The sequence below is a fragment of the Actinomadura sp. K4S16 genome, from assembly GCF_008327685.1.
Taxonomy (GTDB): Bacteria; Actinomycetota; Actinomycetes; order Streptosporangiales; family Streptosporangiaceae; genus Spirillospora.
The window spans coordinates 82,378-101,874 of record NZ_BDDE01000030.1 but is presented as its reverse complement, the minus strand read 5'-3'; the positions used below and the strand labels follow the sequence as shown (position 1 = coordinate 101,874).

Genomic DNA, 19,497 nt, shown 5'->3' with positions numbered 1-19,497 from the left:
ATGGCCGCTTGTGGCCGATGATTTTCCATTCCGCGCGGCCTCGCGTTCCCTGGTTCATGGCGCTGACGACGACCGGCCGCACGAGCGGAGGACGCGTCCCGCCGCGGACCGTCCGAGTCCGGTCCCACTCGGCCGGCCCCCGGCCCGCCGAGCCCGAGCGAGAATTGTCCAGTTACTCCGGATTGCACGGAACGGAAGGAGACGAGATGCGGCCCGTCCGGCAACCAGGCGTTACCCGCCAAAGCAGTCGAGAGGCGGCGGAACCCCGGGATTGCGGGGCGGCGGGCACGGAGAACCCGGGCGGTCCGGAAGCGAAGTGTTTTCTAACGCTGCCGAGAGCTTTCCATCTGCCGGGCTCCCCGCTCTTCCAAAAGTCGACCCGGCCACGGGAAGATTAGGATCGGTAACGCAGAGCAACCACCAACGGAAGCCAAAACTGATCATGGACACGCCCGTCAACCCCGCTGACCAGGCGTTAGCCCGTCTCCGCGAGGACTTCCAGGGCCACCGGATCTGGCGCGCGACGCGCTACGACGGAAAGCTCGGCGACTGGGTCGCCACGCTGCACGACCCGAAGGCCGGCATTGACCCGACCGTTATATGCACCACCGCGGACGAACTCCGCAAGGTGCTCACCAACGAGCTCAGCCGCGCAGCCTGCCGGCCGACGCCCCTACGCGGCAGCCGGGGGCGCCGGTAATGGGATGGATCGAACCGAAGCATCTCCCTACCGGCGCCTCGGCGTCCTCCATCACGGACCATCTCGACCGGCTCGCACGGGAAGTGGTCCGGGAGGGCTGGGAGGCCGTGCCGCGCTACGAGGGGACGCGCCCGTTCCTGCGCGTCTTCGACCCGGCCGTCCCGGGGTTCGGCGAGAGCATCGCGCTCGTCCCCGGGGCGGCGCCGGACCTCTGGTGCTACCGGTCCAGCACCGGAGAGGAGCTGGGCCCGCACACGGACCCGGCCGGCGCGGCCGGGCAGGTCACCCGGATCCTCACGCCCTTCGTGACGGCCGCGCTCGCCCGCCGGGCGCGCCGCCCGGTGCGGAACGGCGTCGCGCTCCCGGCCCCGCCGCCCGACCCCGACCCGTCCCGCACGAGAACGATCGCCGACCTCCACGCGCGCTTCGGGGTCATCTGCTGGTGGGGCGCCCACACCAAGGAGTGGTGGGCCCTCATCCCCGGCGCCGCGCGGTGGAGGCTCGTCAACGCGCCCGCTTCGGAGGCCCTCGCCGAGACGATCGCCGCCCACGCGCTCCCGTAGCCCTCCGGGCGGCCGGGGAGGCCGTTCCCTCCCCGGCGCCCGGGCTCACTTCGGGGCGGGCTGGTCGCCGTCCTTGAGGAGGGCCTTATGGATCTTGCCTACGGGGGTCAGGGGGACGTCCCGGGTGATGACGAACTGGCGCGGGACCTTGTAGTCGGCCAGGCGGTCCCGGCAGTAGGCGGTCAGTTCCTCGGCGGTGGGCGGCTCGGCGTCCGGGCGTGGGACGACGTAGAAGCGCCCGACCTCGCCCAGGACCGCGTCGGGGACCCCGATGCCCGCGGCCATCGCGACCTTCGGGTGGGCGGTCAGGACGTTCTCGATCTCGACCGGGTAGACGTTGAAGCCGCCCTGGATGTACATCTCCTTCTTGCGCCCGCGCAGGACCAGGTGCCCGTCGGGCTCCATCTCGACCATGTCCCCGGTGGCGAGCCAGCCGTCCGGGAGGAAGACCTCCGCGGTCTCGTCCGGCATGTCCCAGTATCCGGCGGCGACGCAGGCGCCGCGGATCTGGAGCTCGCCGGTCTCGCCCGGCGGGAGGACGGTGCCGTCGGGCGCCGTCACGCGGGCCTCGAAGTCGCCGATGACCGCCCCGAGAGTCCGGGAGACCGTCTCGGGGTCGTCGTCCATCGGCGACAGCACGCAGGCGCCCGACGACTCCGACAGGCCGTACAGGCCGTAGAGCGGCGCGCCGGGGAAGCCGCGCCGGATCGCGTCGGCGAGCGCGGGCTCCACGTTGGAGCCGCCCGCCATGCACAGCCGCACGGACGAGACGTCGTGCTCGGCGAAGTCGGGGCGGCCGAGCATCAGCACGTACATCGTCGGGACGGCGCCGAGGAACGTCACCCGGTGCCGCTCGATCGCGCGCAGGGCGGCGTCCGGCGAGAACGCGGGCAGGAGCGCGACCGATCCCCCGCTGACCAGCGCCGCCATGATCGTGCAGGTGATGCCGCCGACGTGGTTGAACGGGAGGTGCCCGAGCAGGACGTCGTCGTCCGCCATTCCGAAGTGGTCGGCCTGGGCCGAGGCGGAGGCCAGGATGCTGCGGTGGGTGATGACCGCGCCCTTGGGGCGTCCCGTGGTCCCGGACGTGTAGAGGATCATCAGCGGGTCGTCCGGAGCCACCGCGGCGCGGGCCGCGGGGAGGGACTCGGGGGCCGGGGCGGAGGCCAGGGCGTCGAAGCCCGCACCGAAGTACACGGCGGGGATCCCGGACGACTCGAAGTAGGCGGCGAAGTCGAAGTCGGGCACGGCGTCGACGCTGATGACCAGCCGGGCGCCGCTCTGGCCGAGCATGTGGGACAGCTCCCGCTCCCGGTAGCGGACGTTGAGCGGGACGACGACGGCGCCGATCCGGGCCGCGCCGAAGAACGCCGCCAGCCACTGCGCGGTGTTGGGGCCGAGCAGGCCGACGCGGTCGCCCCGGCCGACGCCGCGGGCCAGCAGCCCGGCCGCGACCCGGTCGGTCAGCTCGTCGAACCCGGTGAACGTGATGGTGTGGTCGCCGTCGTGGAGGAACGCCTCGTCCCGCGTCGCCGCGGCCTCCAGCGCCCCTCCGACCGTCACTGCACGCATGTCGCCTTCCCTCGTCCCGGTGGCATCTCATCAGGGAGCGGTCGTGCACACACCTCAGAGCTTGCGGCCGACTCCGGCGTAGAACCAGATCGGCAGGGCCTCCTCGAGCGCGACCGGACGCTCGGGCCGCCACAGCGGCGCCCACACCAGGCCGGGGTCGACCAGGTCGAAGTCGCCGAACAGCCCCGTCACCTGCTCGCGGGTCCGCGGCGTGCCGGGCGCGTTCGTCCTCTTGTAGACCTCCACGACCTTCGCCACGATCTCGGGCACGCCGTCGGCGGAGGCGTGGGTGATCGCCATGTGGCTGCCGGGAGCGAGGGCGTCGCGCAGCTCGGCCATGATGCCGGGCGGGTCGTCCTCGTCCGGGATGAAGTGCAGGGTCGCGATCGTCAGCAGCGCGACCGGCTTCCGCAGGTCCAGCAGCCGGGTGATCTCGGGGTGCTCCAGGATCTCGCGGGGCCGGCGGATGTCGGCCTGGACCATCCGGGTTCCGGGCGAGTCGGCGAGGATGGCCCGGCCGTGCGCGACCACCTGGCCGTCGTAGTCGACGTAGGCGACGCGGGCGGCGGGGTTCACCGCCTGCGCGATCTGGTGGACGTTCTGCTGGGTGGGCAGCCCGGTGCCGATGTCGAGGAACTGGTCGATGCCCTGCTCGGCCATGTACCGGACGGCGCGGCCCATGAACGCCCGGTTCTCCTTGATCAGGGTGGTCAGGGTGGGGTCGGCGGCCTTGGCCTCCTCGGCGCGGAGGCGGTCGGCCTCGTAGTGGTCCTTGCCGCCGAGGTAGTAGTCGTACATGCGAGCGATGTTCGGCACGCTCGGGTCGAATCCGCCTGGCCCAAACCCCTCGCCTGCCACCGTGCCTCCCTCGCGGACAGCCCCATGCTGATCTTCACACGCCACTCTATGGTCTGCGATCGCTCCATCGGACCGGTCCACACGAACAACCGATCACGATTCGGTCGGACGGCGGGAGGCCCCGGCCCGGCGGTCCGGCCGCGGCCTCCCCTCGCCGGGGGTCAGAGCTTGGGGGTGCCCTGCAGACCCCAGGTCTGGTCCCCCTGGCCGTCGTCGTTGACGTTGGCGACGACGTGCCCGTCGGCGGTGTTCCCGCTGATGTTCAGGTAGGAGCCGGAACTCGGCAGCCGACAGGTGCGCGAGCCGGAGGAGCTGCCGTTGATCTCCGAGGTGAAGTCGCAGGTCCTGGTCTTGACGTCGGAGTCGTTCTGCTCGATCCGGACCTGGACGTCGAAGTTCTCGAACTTGCCCGCCCCCGAGTCGCCCCAGCTGACCTCGGCGGTCGCCCACTTGTAGCTGTCGCCGCCTCCCGAGCCGCCCCAGTTGCGGTAGATGCAGAGCTTCACCGTGACGTCGGCGTTGAAGCCGTTGGTCGGGTACTCCTTCGAACTCGTCGCGCACTGGGTGTCGGTCGCGTTCGCGGGTCCCGCCAGCGTCAGCGTGCCGAGACCGGCCAGCGACGTCGCCGCCAGCCCCGTGGCCAGCACCCGGCCCATCCGCTGCTTCACTTGCCCTCCTGTCCGGAGAAGCCGCGAGGCTCTCCTTGATCACGAACGACCTTACGGACGATCCGAAACCAAGATCAATCCTTTTGCGCAGCGCCGCCATGTCCAGCGACCACGGGATGACGGCGGAGAGCAGCGCGAGGCCGAGGCCCGCGACCAGCACCTCCGGTCGCCGCATGATCGACCATCGCCTGGAGACCCTGCGCGTGCTGCGGGAGCGGGGCACGGTCACCGCGACCGCCGACGCGCTGCACCTGACGCCCTCGACGGTGTCGCAGCAGCTCCGGCAGCTCGCCCGCGACCTCGGCGTCGACCTGCTGGAGGCGCAGGGGCGGCGGGTGCGGCTCACCGCCGCGGCGCACACGGTGCTGCGGCACGCCGACGTCCTGGCCGCGCAGTGGGAGCGTGCCCGCGCCGACCTCGCCGGCCACCGCGCCGGGACGGCCGGCAGGTGCGGTTCTGCGCCGTCTCCAGCGCCCTCGCCGCGCTCGTGGCGCCGGCCGCCGCGGCTCCGCGAGGAGCATCCGGCGCTCGCCGTGCACATGAGCGAGAAGGAGAGCGAGGACGCCGCCCACCTGCTCCTCGCCCGGCACTGCGACATCGCCGTGGTCGTCCCCAGCGAGCAGACCCCGGCCCCGGACGACGCGCGGTTCGCGCAGTGGCCGGTGCTCGACGAGCCGCAGGACCTGCTCGTCCCGGCCGGGCATCCGCTCGCCGCGGGCGGGGCGGCCCGGCTCGCCGACGCGGCGGCCGAGCCCTGGATCGGCTCACCGGACCGGTTCGACCAGCACCAGCTCATGCTCGCCGCCTGCGCCGCCGCGCGGCCCTGACGATCGACAACCGCGGCGAAGGCCCCTAACTTGAGTGCTTCGGTGGCGGTTACCTCCGGCGGCCGCGCGTCCTCCGCCGGATGTCAGCTGAATGGAGAAGTCATGCCCTTCCCCGCAGGGCACGAGCCTCAGGCGTTCGACCCGACCGCGCCCAACGAGAGCCGCATGCACGACTACTACCTCGGCGGCAAGGACAACTACGCCGCCGACCGGGAGGCGGCGCTCCAGGCGATCGAGCTGGCACCGGAGCTGCCCGTCCTGGCGCGGGAGGGCCGCAAGTTCCTGGACCGCGTCGTGCGGTTCCTCGCGGCCGCGGGAATCCGCCAGTTCCTGGACATCGGGACCGGTCTGCCCACGCAGGGAAGCGTCCACCAGATCGCCCAGGCGGTGGCGCCCGACTGCCGGGTCGTGTACGTGGACAACGACCCCGTGGTGCGCGTCCACGCCCAGGCCCTGCTGGGGAAGGACCCCCGCACCGCGGTCGTCGAGGCCGACATGCGCGATGCCGAAGGGATCGCGGGCGACCCGGCCCTGCGCCGCCTGATCGACCTCGACCAGCCGACGGCGCTGCTGTTCTTCCACGTCCTCTACACCATCCCCGACGACGAGGAGGTGGCGCGGAGCGTCGGGCGGCTGGGCGACCTGATGGCCCCGGGCAGCTACATGGCGATCTCGCATCCGGTCAGCGACCTGTGCCCGGAGGTCACCGCGCGGCTCGCCTTCCTCTACCAGCAGCAGACCCACGCGATCCGCGGCACGCCCCGGTCGAACATCCGCACCAGGGCCGAGGTGGAGCGGCTCTTCTCCGGCTGGGACCTGGTCGAGCCCGGTGTCGTCTACCTCCCCATGTGGCGTCCCGAGCACGAGACCATCGAGACGTCCAGGCCGATCTGGAGCGTCGGGGGCGTCGGGCACAAGCCCTGACGCCGGTCACGCGACCGGCGTGCCGTAGACGCTCACCTCGGTGAGGTGGAAGGTGAGGTTGGCGGTGTTGCCGGTCCCCACCACCCGGACGTAGCGGGCCCGGGCCTCGGTGGCCATGGTGTCGCCCGCGTCGGCGGCGGGGCGGGGCCCGTTGCGGCCGCCGATGCCGAACCAGTGGACGCCCGGCCTCACCTGTCCCACCGTGGGGCAGGCGGTGGACGACCTGGTCGAGGCGGGCTGGCTCCAGCAGCACGACCCGGCGGCCGCGTCCCGCACGGCGGCCGCCCCACCGTCCGGGTCTCCCTGCACGGCCGCGCCCGCGCCCGTGCTCGGGCTCGACGTCGGCCCGCACACGGTCAGCGCGGGGGTCGGCGACCTCGCCGCCCGGCGCCTGGCGGCCGTCCGACGCCCCGTCGGCCGGAGCGAGGCCGGGCTGAGCGAGGCCTGCCACCTCCTGCGCGCCGCCGACGAGGTGATCGGGCTCGCCCTCCAGGAGGCCGGTCTCGGCGCGGACGAGATCGCCGGGGTGGTGGCCGCCCCGCCGGGCATCGTCGACCCCGGCGCGAGCCGCGTCCTGCTGGCGCCGAGCGTGCCCGGCTGGACGTCGGTGGACCTCGCCGGCCACCTGCGCGTCCTCACCGGCGCCCTGCACCTGGCCGTCGACGAGGTCTGGCGCCGCATCCCGGCGGTGGATCCGCACGGCCGGGCATGACCCGGGCGCCGGAAAACGCCCGGACGCGGCCCGCGGCGGCTCCGGCGCCCGGGAAATGCGGAACTGCCGCCGGCGGCTATCCCACGATCAGCTGGAAGTTCACCGGCCGGTTGCCCGGGAATGCCACTTCGCCATTGCCGTCGAGCATTTTAAAGCGCACGAAACAGAAGGCCGGCCCGGGCGGGGCCGTCACCTGGGTCCGGATGTCGACGACCCCGCCGGGCGGTGTGTCCGGGACCGGGACGTCCACGATCGTCTGGCACTGGTCGCGGCGCTGCGGCAGGTCGATGCGGTGCAGGGAGTAGCCGCGCCAGGCGACGGCGCCGGTGTTCTTGAAGCGCCACACCTTCTCGGCCTTCGCGCCGCGGCGGACGCGGGTGCAGTCGGGCAGGGTGACGTCGGCGACGAACACGGCGCGGTCGCCCTCGTGCGCGGGCGCGCTCTGCGGCGGGTTCTGCTGCTTCACGGGGCAGTCGGAGGAGGTGATCACCGGGCCGGCGGAAGAGACCGGCCGGCGGGCGGCGGTGTTGCCGGTGGCGTCCGGCAGGAGGGAGTCCCCGATCACGGCGGCAGCGGCGATGGCCGCGGCCAGGGCCCCCAGCGCGACGTACCGGCGGCGCGACCGCGCGAACCTCTGAGCGGGCCCGTGCTCGACCACGTACGGGACCGCGGGGCCGGAGATGCGCACGATCTCGCCGCTCTGGCGCGGCCCGTCCCGGTCCTGCGCATGCGGATCCGGCGCTTCCTGGTCGTGCGTGCCCTGGTCGCCCGCACGTGGGTCGCCCGGGTCGAGGGCCGCCGCCACGCCGGTCGGCGCGGGCTCCTGACCGGCCGGGCCCGCCTCGCCCCGTTCGGCCGGTGCCGGGGCGGTGAGCGGCTGCTGCCCCGCGGCGCCCGCCGTGCGGACCAGCCGGTTCGCCGCCTCCCAGCGCTCGCGGTAGGCCTCCGGGTCGGCGCCGCAGGTCTTGACGAACTCGACCGTCGTCGCCCAGCTGGGAAGCCGGTTGCCCTGGGCCGCCTCATGCAGGGTGGTGTGGGAGATCGCCCGCGAGCGGCCCGCCATCTCGCGGAACGACGGCGTGCCCGCCGAGGCGCGCAGTGCCCGCAGTTCGGCGGCGAAGCCCTCGATGGCGCGGGCGCGGTCCTTTCGCGACTTCCCCGGTGCGCCCGACACGTCCAGCTCCCTCGTCTACCGCGCATCGGCGCAACGGCGCCGTCGCGTGGCCCGCAGATTACCGGGCTCCCGGGGTTCTGGGTAGCTTGCCGTTTCGAAGCGGCTGTGTTAGAAACGCCGACCGGGCTGATCACCCGGCGCCTTTTCCATGGCCTCCGGGTTAATGCCGAAGCAACGGCGATTATGGAATGGCGTCGAAGAGGCCGGGCGGCCCGGCGCGGGAGCGGGTCAGCCGGAGCCGCCGAAACTGATCTCGTTGCCCTCCGCGTCCCGGAAGACCACCTTGGTCACCCCGTTGCCGTACTCCTCGCGCCCCGCCGGGGTGATGCCCCGCTCGGCGAGCGCCGCCACCCGGTCGCCGAGATCGTCCACGAACGAGAACACCAGGGCGTTCCCCGCCCGCTCCGGGTCCTGGACGATGTAGACGTACCGGTGCTCGGCCACCTCCCACACGGCCTCGACGTCGTTGGGCAGGAAGGACGGCTCGCCGCCGAAGAAGCGCTCGTACCACGGCCGCGCCGCCGCGTAGTCGGTGACGGGGATGCCTGCGAACAGATCGAGTGACATGTCTTTCCTCGCGCGTCGTCGATGCGTCGTGGATACGACCACGGTGGCGCCGCGAACTCATCGCGCCGGCGGGCGGCCGGTCCGTCCGGCATGATCGGGCGGGCGGGTCGGTGCCATCCCGGACGGTCGGGCAGACTGGCCACGCGGCCTCCCTCGGCCCGGTCGCGAAGTGTCCGCCTCTCGGAAAGGGATCTCGATGCGCGTTGTCTCGGAGGAGCATCTGGCACGGGTGCTCGCAGGGCTGCCGGGACGGCCCCGGATCGTGGCCGGCGGCAACTTCGCCGCCCCGCGCCGGACACTCGGGATCGTGGACGCCGCGGTGGGCGAGTACCGGCTGTTCATGCTCAACGCCCAGGCGGGCCTTCCGGACCGCGAGGGCGTGGACCTGGAGACGCCCTTCGTCGGCGCCGGGATGCGCGGCCGCGCGAACCTGCGCTACTTCCCGTCGCGGCTGTCGCTGGTGCCGAACCTGCTGAAGGGCTCGCTGCCGCCGGACGTGGTGATCGTGCAGACCTCCCCGCCGGTCGGCGGGACCGTCTCGCTCGGGATCGAGGTGAACATCCTGCCCGCGGCCATCGAGGCCGTCCGGGCGCGGGGCGGCCTGGTCATCGCGCAGATCAACCCCGGCATGCCCTACACGTTCGGGGACGCCGTCCTGGCCACCGACGAGATCGACCTGGCGATCGAGGACGACGAGCCGCTCGCCACCCCGGTCCCCCGGCCGCCCGGGGAGGTCGCCCACGAGATCGGCCGGCGGGTCGCCCGGCTCGTCCCGGAGGACGCCACCCTCCAGCTCGGCATCGGCGCCATCCCGGACGCCGTGCTCTCCTCGCTCCTCGAGCGGCGGGGGCTCCGCGTCTGGTCGGAGATGTTCAGCGACGGCGTGCTGGCGCTGGAGAAGGCGGGGGCGCTCGACGCCGGCAGCCCGATCACCGCGTCGTTCGCGTTCGGCGGTCCGGAGCTCTACGCCTGGGCCGACCGCAACGAGCGGATCCGGATGCTGCGCACCGAGAAGACCAACGACCCGAGCCTCATCGCCCGGCAGCCCCGCATGGTCTCGGTGAACTCCGCGCTCCAGGTCGACCTGTTCGCCCAGGCCAACGCCAGCCGCGTCCGCGGGGCGATCTACTCCGGCTTCGGCGGGCAGACCGACTTCGTCATCGGCGCTCTGCACTCCCCCGGCGGGCACGCCGTCATCGCCCTGCCGTCCTGGCATCCGCGTGCGGACGTCTCGACCGTCATCCCGCGCGTCACCGGCCCGGTCACCTCGTTCCAGCACAGCTACATCGTCAGCGAGCAGGGCACCGCCACCGTCTGGGGCAAGGACGCCGCCTCCCAGGCGCAGCAGATCATCGACAACGTCGCCCACCCCTCCGCCCGCGACGAGCTGCGCGAGCAGGGCCGGGAGCTCGGCTTCCCGCTGCGCTGACCCTCACCCCGGCGCGGCGGCCCGCGCTCGCACGCCCTCCTTCCCTGCGAGACGGCGGTGTCTTCCCGGTCCGATTCGTCAGGGACGGTAGGTGCGGCCTTCGACGCCCCACTCCCCGTAGGGCGGGACCGCGCCGCCGTCGATGGCGCGGATGCTGGGACGTCCGATATGGGCGAACACCAGGCGGCGCACCCGGCGGCGGCGGGCCTGCTCGGCGGTGTCCAGGACGGCCGCATGCCCGCCGACTCCCCGGGCGAAGCGGATCGGGCGGCGCCATCCGGCCGCGTCGGCGAACAGCAGGTCGGCGCCGTCCGCCCAGTCGGGGAACTCCCAGAACTCCGGCGCCCAGACCGTGCGGGTGCCGCCGGCCTCGATCCGGTAGCCGTAGGCGGGGTGGGAGGTGTGAACCACCGGCACTGGCTCGATGCTGATTCCGGCGGTGCGGAACGGGGCGACGGCGGGCTCCAGATCCAGGCTCCTGCACCGGCGGCGGATGTCCGGCATCAGTTCGGCGCGGTCGTCGGTCACCAGCCACGCCCCCACCCGGTCCGGCGGCACCGCGTCCCCGCCGCCGTCCAGCATGACGCGGTCGGGGCCGTGCCGGACCAGCAGGCCGGCGGGACGGAAGCGCGGCGAGTTCATCGCCCCGACCCCGAGCAGGCTGAACCGCGGGAACCGGTCCACGGCCCGCCCGTCCCCCGTCGGCGCCGATCTACTCCGTCCACCGGTGCCGAGCCCTCCGTGATCAAGCGGCGGCATGAAGCCGTGCCCCTATTGGCAGAGCGCCAATAAGGGTCTAGGGTTCCGGATTGGCTCAGGAAACCCGGGAGCGTCCGACATCGCGTTCGGGGAGGGCGCGCCCGGCCCGAGGAGGAGCGAAGGCATGGACAGACCCACCAGACGCAACGTGTTGATGACGGGCGGTGCGCTCGGTGCGCTCGGCGCGCTGAGCGTCGCCTCGCCCGCGCAGGCGTCCTCACTGTGGACGTGGTCGCCCAAGGGCTCGGTGGCGGGCGCGGGCAAGGGCGCCGACCCGCGATGGGTCTGGGACCCCGAGGCGGACGAACTGGTCGCCTCGCTGCTCGACCGGGGCGACGTCCCCGAGGTCAACGAACTGCTGCGGAAGTGGACGAAGAACGGGCAGCCGCTGCCGGACGGGCTTCCAGCGGATCTGCGCGACTTCATGGAGCGCGCCCGCCGGCTGCCGGACTGGGCCGACCGGGGCAAGCTGGCCACCGCGTTCGAGTTCAACGAGAAGCGGGGCCTCTACCTCGGCGTCACCTACGGCTTCGCCAGCGGGATGATGAGCACGGCGATCCCCCACGAGGCGCGCGCGGTCTACTACTCCAAGGGCGGCGCGGACATGAAGGACCGCATCACCAAGACCGCCAAGCTCGGCTACGACATCGGCACCGAGAAGGCCTTCGAGCCCGAAGGCGAGATGGTCGTGACCTGCGTCAAGACCCGCCTCGTGCACGCCGCCGTGCGCCACCTGCTGCCGAAGTCCCCGTACTGGTCCAAGACGGCCGACGAGAAGATCCCGATCAGCCAGGCGGACATGATGGTCACCTGGCACAGCCTTCCCACGACCGTCATGCAGAACCTGGTCAAGTGGAAGGTGCCGATCCCGGCCGCCGAGTCCGAGGCGTTCCTGCACTCCTGGCAGCTCGCCGGGCACATGCTCGGCATCCAGGACGAGTACATCCCCAAGTCGTGGGACGAGGCGAACTCCCAGGCGAAGCAGGTGCTGGACCCGGTGCTCGCCCCGACGCCCGAGGGCGTCAAGCTGGCCGACATCCTGCTCAACCTCGGCTCCACGATCGACGGCGGGATCCTCACCAAGCCCATCCTCGGCTCGCTCACCCGCTACCTGCTCGGCGACGAGATCGCCGGATGGCTGAGGATCTCCCCGGACCCGCTGTGGGACCCGCTCATCGAGACCCTCTGGCCGCCCTTCGTCGCCGTCCGCGAGGGCGTCCTCGACCTCACGAAGGCGCCCAAGGAGCTTCGGCAGCTCTACTGGGCCTTCGACGAGATCCTCCGCCAGGGCGCCCTGCTCTACCTGTCCGGGTTCAAGCTGCCGATCAGCATCGAGATCCCGCAGACCAACAACCCGCACTACTGACCCGGGCCACCCCGGACCGCGGCTCCCGCTCCCCCGAAGACGCTCGACGTCGACGCCGGGCTCTGAACCGAGGAGGTTCCGAGCCCGGCGCGATCCGCCGCGCCTCCCGCCCGCGAGCGGTACAGTCGGCGGTCCAGCGTTGCGACCGTCGACGAGGAGAGCCCCGATGATCGCCAGAGTGTGGCGCGCGACCGCCACCGCCGAGGGCGCGGAAGCCTACCGCGACCACTTCACGGGCTCGGTGCTCCCGGCCCTCGCCTCCGTGGACGGCCATCGAGGCGCGTACCTGTTCCGCCGGGACGCGGGCGACCGGGTGGAGCTGGAGGTCATGACGCTGTGGGACTCCTCGACGCCGTCCGGGCGTTCGCGGGAGACGACATCTCGACGGCCGTCGTGGAGCCGGAGGCGCAGGCCGCCGTCCTGGCCTACGACACGACGGTCACCCACCGGACGGTCATGGTCGACTCCGTCTCCGACGCGCGGTAGGGCGGAGCCGTCCCGTCCGGCTAGGACGCGCTGCAGACGAGGTCGTGGACGGCCTCGCTCATGGTGACCGGGTCGACCTCGCCGAGCGGCACCGTGTCCCGGGGTGAGCCGGCGGGGGCCGGCCCCGCCCACAGGGCGTTGATCTTCTGGTCCTCGCCCTCGCCGTACATGTAGTACCCCAGGCCCGGGCTCAGGTCCGCCACGACGTACAGGCCGGCGGGGTCGCGCCGGGCGAGCCACCCGCCCGCGAACCCTCCGTCGGCGTCCAGCGACTCCCACCGCCCCTGGGAGTGGCCCTTGGCCTTGCCGTAGGGCAGGACGAGCCCCTCCACCCGGGCGAGCCGGTGCGCGGCGCGCTCGTCGTCCGTGAGGCGGTGGACGGGGCGCCCGAGCTGCTCGAACGGCTGGAGGATCTCGTAGTCGGCGAACAGTTCGGCCCAGGCGTCGAGGTCGCCGCCCAGCAGCACGGGATGGGCGATGCTGATGCGGGCGTCCGGCGCGGGGGTGAACAGGTCGTCGCCGACCCCCGCGTAGGCGCGGCCTTCGTCGACGCGGAAGGCGGTTCCTGAATCGGTGGTCCACACCAGCCGGCGGACGATGTGGCCCAGCAGCGGGTGGTCGACGAACAGGGCGCGGAACTCCTCCGGCGTCCAGCTCCGCCGATTGATCATGGCCAGTTCCAGGCGCCTGATCTCCTGGTCGGCGATCGTCCGCAGATCCTTGCGGAGGCCGGTGAACAGGGCGTGGGCGGCGGGGGCGAGCGCCGGATCGTCCTTGGGGCCGGGCTTCGGCGCGCTCTTGCGCCGCTTGCCGCCGGGCTCCACGACCAGCGGGACGAGCTGCTCGTCGAACGTCACGGTGAACCGGCGCGCGCCGTAGTCCAGGACGAGGGTGCCCCGCTCGTCCAGCCCGAAGTCCGGGACGGCGCGGTCGGCCAGCGCGTCCCGCGTCATCCCGCGCGCCGCGGCGATCGCGTCGATCGTGCGGTCCGCCCTGGCCTTCAGCCCCTTGTACCTGCCGCGGCGGGTCAGCTCGAACAGGTGGGTCAGGGCCACGTCGGAGCCGACCGCGGCGAGGACGTCCAGCGCGGCCGCGGCCCGGCCGGCGAGGCCCTGGCCCGGCCACGCCTTGATCAGCGGGCTGAGCCGCCGCACCGTCGTGTCGTCGCCGATGAGCCCGAGCTGCGCCAGCGCCCAGTTGTGCCGCGTCGGCGCGCCGAGCGCGTGCCAGCGCTGGAACACCGCCCAAGAGAATTCGGCCAGCGAGTGCCGGTCGCAGTACGAGCGGACCTCCGCCGCCTCGGGCGCCTTCTTGGCGAGCAGGGTCAGCAGGCGCGCGGTCGCGCTCGCGGGCAGCGCCCGGTCGCCGCCGCGGGTGAGGATCCGTGGAAGCAGCGCGGGGTCGGCCCAGTCCGTCTTCGCGCCCCGGCCCGGCTTGCCGGTGAGGATGGCGGGCACGTCGTCGCTGTCCGGGACGGCCGGTCGCGGCAGGAGCGCCTCGGCGCTCCCCGAGGGCAGCGACTCGGCAAGGGCCGGCCTGACGTGCAGCAGCCCGCGCACCGTTCCCGCCGCCTGCAGGCCCCTCACCGTGTCGTCGCCGACCAGCGGGGCCAAGGCTCGGAGCGCGTGCTCCGGGTGCCGTTCGGCCGCCTCCTGCAGAGCGGCCGGCACGCCTTGCAGTCCCATGTGGTCGAGCAGGAGCGGAAAGACCCTCTCGTCCGCGATCCCCACTAGGGCCCTTAGGACGATCGGCCGCGTCTCGTCGGCGTTGTATCCGCCCTGGAGCGCCCTGTCGAGCAGCGGGAGAGCCTCCGCGCCCAGGGCGTCGAGAAGCGTTCCGATGACGCCGGGAGTGACCGGCACCCAGCCCACCCTGTCGATCTGCGCCGCGCTGGACAGCGAGCACACCAGGTACTCGTGTTCGAGTGCCTGGTGCATCCACCCGAAGGAGTCGTCGAAGGTCTCGTCCAGCCAGGCCGTCTCGGACGGGAGGAGGTAGGCGGCCACCCGCCGCCTCCAGGCGTCACCGCGATGGCACGACACTCGTGCGACGGCGTTGCGGTACTCGTCCTCGGGCGCGGCGGCCAGCAGCGTGCGGAGCCGCTTGAGCGCCCCCTTCTCGGCGAGCCACCGGTTCGCCGGGAAGTGGTCCTCGGTGGTGACGCGCCGGATCTCGCCGCGCCATCCCCTGGGCGGGTCGACGTAGCTGTAGGCGACCAGCCGGACGACGCCGTCGGGGCCGGGTGTCGCGGGTACCGGCACCGGGCCGGGTTCGATCGAGAAGAGCTCGGTGACCGCGCAGGCGGCGAACGGGAGCCCGTGGTCCAGCACCCACGCGTCCAGGAACGCCGCACCGCCGGCGCCTTCGAGGTACTTCACCGCGACGGCGGCGACGGCCGCCGCGCCCGCCGGGTCGGCCTCCCCGTCCAGCCACGCCCGCGCGGCGCGGCCGATCTCCGGGTCGGTGCGCTCGTGCTCCAGCATCTCCGCGGCGATCGGGCGGGCCTCCCGCAACCGCTCGCGCGCCCTCCGCGCCGCGCCCTCGTCCGGGACGGCCGGCGGAACGGGAACGCCGCCGCGCCTCGGATGGATGTGCTCACGCCACTCGACCGGGATCTCCGCCGTCTCGACCATGGCACCGCAAACTAGCGGCGGCGGCCGACATCCCGACCTGGCGCCGGCCGGCCCTGCCCGGCGGTGCCCTCGCTCAGTCCTCCTGGCGGGTCTTGTGGGCCCATCGCGCCGGGTCGGCCTCCAGCGAGGCGCGGTCCCAGCCGCCGAGGTCGGCCGCCGCCTCGTAGGTGCCCTGAAGGAACTCCAGGAGGGCTCCGTCGGGGTCGGGGTGCTCCCGCACGGCTTCGTACGGCAGCAGGAACTGGCCGTTCTCCCGGCTGTAGAAGGCGCCGGACGGGCCCACCGGACGGTCGGCGAACCCGGCGGGCTCGGGGTAGGCGTAGGCGTAGAAGGCGCCCTCCTCGCCCCCGCCCGGCCAGAAGCCGCAGCTGCTGAGCTCCCGCGAGTACCCCTCGACCATCACCCAGTCCCCGCAGTTCGGGGCCCCGCCCGGATGCTCGGGCGCCTCCCGCCCGGAGAAGCGCGTGCAGGCGAGGTCCATCGCGCCCCAGAAGAAGTGCACGGGGCTGACCTTGCCGATGTAGCGGGACCGGAACTCGCCCAGCACTCGCGCGGCCTGGAGCAGCTGCTGCCAGAAGAGGTGCGCCGCCTCCGGGTCGTAGGAGGCGTGCTGGTCGTCCTCCGCGAACGGGATCGCCGGTTCGACCTCGTTCGGGTGCGCCTGGATGCGCGTCTCGATCCCCAGCTCGTGCAGTGCCTCCATCGTCCGGGCGTAGAACCGCGACACCGGCATGGGCGCGAGCTCGAACTCCCGGAGACTGCCGTCCGAGGAGCGGATCCGCAGCCGGTGGTCGACGAAGTCGAACTCGACGTCGAACACGCCGCCGTCGTACGGGATCGCGGACGTGGTCAGCCCGCGCGGGCTGACGTACAGCGTCACGTTCCACCAGTGGTTCAGCAGCGGCGCGTGGGCCAGCCGGACCTTGCCGACGATCTGCGTCCACATGTGCAGCGTGTCGCGCGTCCGCGTCCAGTCGGCGACGCGCAGCCGCGGCCAGGACTGTCGTTCCACCAGGGGCCCCCTTCCAGCCGGAACACCATGCTCATGCCCCGGATACGGCCACCGCAATAGCGCGAACGCTTGATCCGGGGCAGTGGGCGCGGCCGGCGGAGCGTCAGGCCGGCCGGGCGTCCGGTTCGAGTTCCCGGCGGATGGCCTGCCCCGCCGCGCGGTGCTCGGCGGCCGCGCCCGGGTCCGTGCCGTCGAGGACGGCGGCGATCCCCTCGCGGGCCAGCGCCTCCGCGTACCGGTATCCCAGTCTCGGGGCCAGTTCCAGCGCCTCCCGGTGCAGCCGCAGCGCCTCCTCCGGGAGGCCCGCGAGCCGGCAGGTCTCGGCATGGCCGTAGAGGAAGTGGATCTTCCAGTGCTCCTCGAACAGCTCGTCCAGCAGGGCGAACGCCTGACGGTGGGCGGCGAGCGCCTCCTCGTACCGGCCCGCCTGCCGCAGGGCCACGCCGAGGCAGTTGAGGCACCACGCCTCGTTGTGCCTGTGCCCGTCCTCGCGCGCCAGCGCGAGCGCCCGCTCCAGGTGTGCCATCGCCTCGTCGGGCTCCTCCTGGGCGATGGCGACCCCGAGGGTGATGCGGGCCGTCAGGACCGGGGGCCAGGCGGGGTCGGTGTGCGGGAGGTCCAGCACGGTGCGGGCCAGCCTCGCCGCCTCCTCGCGGTGCCCGAGCTGCAGCTTGGCCCAGGCCTCGTACGCGATCGCATGGGCCGTTCCCGTGGGGCAGCCGGCGTCCGCGTAGAGCCTTCCCGCCCGCCGGAAGAGGTCGAGCGGCTCCTCGACGCGGCCCTCGTCCCAGCGCAGGTAGCCCCGGCGCATGGTCAGCTCGGCCTCGGCCCTGGCGTCCCCGGCCCGGGACACCAGCGGCTCCGCCGCCTGGTACGCGGCGTCCGCCTCCGCCATCCGGCCCGCGTTGTAGCGGGCGAAGCCGAGGTCGCTGTGCGCCTCGGCCAGTTGCAGCGGGTCGTCCAGGCGCCGCGCGGCGGCCAGCGAGTGCTCGAAGAGGACGTTCAGGTGCGTCGTGCCGCAGCGCCGCGCGAAGAAGGCCCGCATGTGGCGGGGCAGCTCGCACACGTGGGCGTCGGCTCCGGCCGCGACCGCCGCCTCGAAGACGGCCATCAGGTTGGCGTACTCCGCGCCGAACCAGCCCAGCGCCGCGTGCTTGCCGGCGAACGCCGGCAGTTCGGCCGGGGGCCGGCCCGCCGAGACTTCCAGGACGGGGGGCAGGTACGACACCGCGGCGTCGGCGGCGGCCGCCGCGTGCACGTAGTAGTCGAGCACCCTGCCGAGCGCCTTCTCGCGTTCGGCGGGCGGGTCGTGCTCGGCGCCGGCGCGGCGCGCGTGCAGGCGCACCAGGTCGTGCAGCCGGTAGCGGCCCGCCGCCGGCTGCTGGACGAGGTGCGCGTCGAGAAGGTTCTCCAGCGTCGCCCGGGCGGCGCGCACCGGGACGCCCGCCAGCGCCGCCGCCACGTACTCGTCGAAGGTCGCCCCGGGCAGCAGGCCCAGCAGCCGGAAGAAGCGGTGCTGCGCCCGGTCCAGCTGCCGCACCGACATGGCGAACGCGGTGTCGAACTCCGTGGCGCCCTCGGCCATCCGCTCGACGAGGATGCCCACGGTCCAGCCCGGCCGGTGCCGCAGCCGCGCCGCGGCCAGCCGCAGGGCCAGCGGCAGCCGGCCGCACAGCCGCAGGACCTCGGCGGCGGCCTCGGGCTCGCGCGCCAGCCGGCCGTCCGGTCCGCCCGGGTCCCCGCTGGCGCGGGCGAGCAGTTCGGCGCTCTCCCGCGGTGTCAGCACGTCCAGCGACACCGGGGGCACCTCCTCCAGGCCCAGCAGCCGGTTGCGGCTGGTGATCAGGGCGACGGACGGGCCCGCGCCGGGCAGCAGCGGGCGGACCTGGTCGGCGTCCGCGGCGTTGTCGAGGACGACGACGGCCCGCCGGTGCGCCAGTTCCGACCGCCAGCAGGCGGCCAGCGGCTCGATGCCGCCCTCCTGCGGGATCTTCTCCGACGGCACGTCCAGGGCGGCGAGCAGGGTCCGCAGGGCGGCGTCGGGGTCGAGCGGTTCCCGCCCGGCGGTGAACCCGTGGAGGTCCACGTAGAGCTGGGCGTCGGGGTAGCCGGCGGCGAGCCGGTGCGCGGCGTGGACGGCGAGGCAGGTCTTGCCGACGCCCGCCATGCCGTCGACGGCCACCACCCGGCCGGTCTCCACCGCGGCGAGCACGGCCTCCATCTCGGCCTCGCGCCCGGTGAAGTCGGGGACGTCGCGCGGCAGGTCGTTGCGGGGCGGGCGCGGCGCGCCGGCCGGCGGCGCCGGGGGCTGGACCTGGCGGCTGGTCTTCGGGGGCGCCGGCAGCGGGTTGGACGCCCGCTCCCACAGCGGACGCAGCGGGCGGGGGTCGCGCTTGAGCAGGCGGCAGAGCGCGATGACCGCCGTCCAGGGCGGCACGGTCTGGCCGCTGAGGTAGCGCGACAGCGACGAGGAGCTGAGCCCGGCATCGCGCGCGAGGGCGCGGACGCCGCGTCCGGACACCTCCTGGAGCATGCGCAGCCGGGCCGCCAGCTCGTCCTGCGGGTCGGCCTTCGCCGCCCGGTGCTGCTGCGCGACCACCGATCCCCGCCTCTCCGTCCCACCGCGGCGGAAACCGTCCCAGGCGCGTCTCCGCTGCTCAGAGCCGTTTCAGCTGTCCCACGGTGTCCCACCGACGTCGTCATCGTAGGCCCCGGCGGCTGTGATGGTGACATGCCCTCGAGGAAAGGGGGCGCGCCACGCAGAGGAGAAACGCAGATGCAGTCCCGTATGAAGAACCCCGCCATGGTCCTGTCCGGCGCGATGCAGCCCATCCAGGAGATCTTCAAGGCCGCGCACTCCGGCGGGGTGTCGGAGGAGATCCTCGAACTGGTGCACCTGCGGGTCAGCCAGATCAACGGCTGCAGCGCCTGCGTGGACGCCGGCGCCAAGACGGCGCGCAAGGCCGGGGTGAGCGACGAGCGGCTGGCCACCGTCGCCGCCTGGCGGGAGGCCCCGTACTTCACCGAGGAGGAGCGGGCGGCGCTGGCCCTGGCCGAGACCGCGACCCGGCTGGCCGACCGCGCCGACGCCGTGGGCGACGACGTCTGGGACGCCGCCGCCACCTACTTCGACGAGAGGCAGCTGGCCGCGATCGTCCTGATGATCGGCGTGACCAACATGTTCAACCGCCTCAACGCCACGACCCGGCAGATCGCCGGCGCGTGGGGCTGAGCGCACCCCGTCCAG

The 19,497-nt window shown here is 73.4% G+C and carries 19 protein-coding genes; 9 read left to right on the top strand and 10 right to left on the bottom strand.

Annotated elements, in window-relative coordinates; genetic code table 11:
* Positions 1–442 precede the first annotated feature (442 nt).
* A complete protein-coding gene (locus K4S16_RS41675) occupies positions 443–700 on the top strand; it encodes a hypothetical protein (protein ID WP_149264635.1) in 258 nt (85 codons plus the stop codon).
* The gene (locus K4S16_RS41670) at positions 700–1,263 is read left to right on the top strand and encodes a hypothetical protein (protein ID WP_149264634.1); all 564 of its coding nucleotides are present in this window, start codon (positions 700–702) and stop codon (positions 1,261–1,263) included. Before K4S16_RS41675 ends, K4S16_RS41670 begins: the two co-directional genes overlap by 1 nt.
* Before the next feature lie 45 nt (positions 1,264–1,308).
* On the opposite strand, the gene K4S16_RS41665 is transcribed toward K4S16_RS41670, so the two are convergent.
* The 3 genes from K4S16_RS41665 to K4S16_RS41655 all read right to left on the bottom strand — a co-directional run bounded on the left by K4S16_RS41665 (position 1,309) and on the right by K4S16_RS41655 (position 4,361).
* Positions 1,309–2,835, bottom strand: coding sequence for a class I adenylate-forming enzyme family protein (locus K4S16_RS41665; RefSeq protein WP_149264633.1), 1,527 nt, complete (start codon positions 2,833–2,835; stop codon positions 1,309–1,311).
* Between the two features lie 54 nt (positions 2,836–2,889).
* Positions 2,890–3,651, bottom strand: coding sequence for an SAM-dependent methyltransferase (locus tag K4S16_RS41660; protein ID WP_268843308.1), 762 nt, complete (start codon positions 3,649–3,651; stop codon positions 2,890–2,892).
* A gap of 203 nt (positions 3,652–3,854) precedes the next feature.
* Positions 3,855–4,361 (bottom strand): hypothetical protein, encoded by a 507-nt coding sequence (locus tag K4S16_RS41655; RefSeq protein WP_149264631.1) that lies wholly within the window; start codon positions 4,359–4,361, stop codon positions 3,855–3,857.
* Positions 4,362–4,534: 173 nt separating this feature from the next.
* Between K4S16_RS41655 and K4S16_RS41650 the strand changes: the two genes are divergently transcribed.
* Both K4S16_RS41650 and K4S16_RS41645 read left to right on the top strand, forming a co-directional pair.
* Positions 4,535–5,188, top strand: coding sequence for a LysR family transcriptional regulator (locus K4S16_RS41650; RefSeq protein ID WP_200842426.1), 654 nt, complete (start codon positions 4,535–4,537; stop codon positions 5,186–5,188).
* 102 nt (positions 5,189–5,290) lie between these two features.
* Positions 5,291–6,112, top strand: a complete 822-nt coding sequence (locus K4S16_RS41645; RefSeq protein WP_149264630.1) for an SAM-dependent methyltransferase — start codon at positions 5,291–5,293, stop codon at positions 6,110–6,112.
* Positions 6,113–6,118: 6 nt separating this feature from the next.
* Here the strand turns inward: K4S16_RS41645 and K4S16_RS41640 are convergent, their stop codons facing one another.
* On the bottom strand, positions 6,119–6,304 hold the full coding sequence (locus K4S16_RS41640; protein ID WP_149264629.1) for a hypothetical protein: 186 nt from the start codon (positions 6,302–6,304) through the stop codon (positions 6,119–6,121).
* A 10-nt stretch (positions 6,305–6,314) separates the two neighbouring features.
* On the opposite strand from K4S16_RS41640, the gene K4S16_RS41635 reads away from it, so the two are divergent.
* Positions 6,315–6,824 (top strand): ROK family protein, encoded by a 510-nt coding sequence (locus tag K4S16_RS41635; RefSeq protein ID WP_149264628.1) that lies wholly within the window; start codon positions 6,315–6,317, stop codon positions 6,822–6,824.
* Positions 6,825–6,900: 76 nt separating this feature from the next.
* Here K4S16_RS41635 and K4S16_RS41630 read toward each other — a convergent pair whose 3' ends face one another.
* Positions 6,901–7,998, bottom strand: a complete 1,098-nt coding sequence (locus K4S16_RS41630) for an NBR1-Ig-like domain-containing protein (protein WP_149264627.1) — start codon at positions 7,996–7,998, stop codon at positions 6,901–6,903.
* Between the two features lie 228 nt (positions 7,999–8,226).
* Entirely contained in the window at positions 8,227–8,565 is a 339-nt protein-coding gene (locus K4S16_RS41625) for a VOC family protein (RefSeq protein ID WP_149264626.1), read from the bottom strand.
* Between the two features lie 196 nt (positions 8,566–8,761).
* Between K4S16_RS41625 and K4S16_RS41620 the strand changes: the two genes are divergently transcribed.
* A complete protein-coding gene (locus K4S16_RS41620; protein WP_149264625.1) occupies positions 8,762–9,994 on the top strand; it encodes an acetyl-CoA hydrolase/transferase family protein in 1,233 nt (410 codons plus the stop codon).
* A gap of 78 nt (positions 9,995–10,072) precedes the next feature.
* Here the strand turns inward: K4S16_RS41620 and K4S16_RS41615 are convergent, their stop codons facing one another.
* On the bottom strand, positions 10,073–10,678 hold the full coding sequence (locus K4S16_RS41615) for an MBL fold metallo-hydrolase (RefSeq protein WP_200842425.1): 606 nt from the start codon (positions 10,676–10,678) through the stop codon (positions 10,073–10,075).
* Positions 10,679–10,877: 199 nt separating this feature from the next.
* Here K4S16_RS41615 and K4S16_RS41610 point away from each other — a divergent pair, with 199 nt between their 5' ends.
* Both K4S16_RS41610 and K4S16_RS45355 read left to right on the top strand, forming a co-directional pair.
* Entirely contained in the window at positions 10,878–12,119 is a 1,242-nt protein-coding gene (locus K4S16_RS41610) for an oxygenase MpaB family protein (RefSeq protein ID WP_149264624.1), read from the top strand.
* A gap of 336 nt (positions 12,120–12,455) precedes the next feature.
* A complete protein-coding gene (locus K4S16_RS45355; RefSeq protein WP_200842424.1) occupies positions 12,456–12,605 on the top strand; it encodes a hypothetical protein in 150 nt (49 codons plus the stop codon).
* A 20-nt stretch (positions 12,606–12,625) separates the two neighbouring features.
* On the opposite strand, the gene K4S16_RS41600 is transcribed toward K4S16_RS45355, so the two are convergent.
* The 3 genes from K4S16_RS41600 to K4S16_RS41590 all read right to left on the bottom strand — a co-directional run bounded on the left by K4S16_RS41600 (position 12,626) and on the right by K4S16_RS41590 (position 18,849).
* Positions 12,626–15,238: a DUF4132 domain-containing protein gene (locus K4S16_RS41600; protein ID WP_149264623.1), complete on the bottom strand. Its 2,613-nt coding sequence runs from the start codon at positions 15,236–15,238 to the stop codon at positions 12,626–12,628.
* Positions 15,239–15,311: 73 nt separating this feature from the next.
* Positions 15,312–16,250 (bottom strand): DUF5996 family protein, encoded by a 939-nt coding sequence (locus K4S16_RS41595; RefSeq protein WP_235037410.1) that lies wholly within the window; start codon positions 16,248–16,250, stop codon positions 15,312–15,314.
* Positions 16,251–16,353: 103 nt separating this feature from the next.
* Positions 16,354–18,849 carry a tetratricopeptide repeat protein gene (locus tag K4S16_RS41590; RefSeq protein WP_149264622.1) on the bottom strand — a complete coding sequence of 832 codons (2,496 nt, stop codon included), beginning with the start codon at positions 18,847–18,849 and terminating at the stop codon, positions 16,354–16,356.
* 177 nt (positions 18,850–19,026) lie between these two features.
* On the opposite strand from K4S16_RS41590, the gene K4S16_RS41585 reads away from it, so the two are divergent.
* On the top strand, positions 19,027–19,482 hold the full coding sequence (locus tag K4S16_RS41585) for a carboxymuconolactone decarboxylase family protein (RefSeq protein ID WP_149264621.1): 456 nt from the start codon (positions 19,027–19,029) through the stop codon (positions 19,480–19,482).
* Positions 19,483–19,497 lie beyond the last annotated feature (15 nt).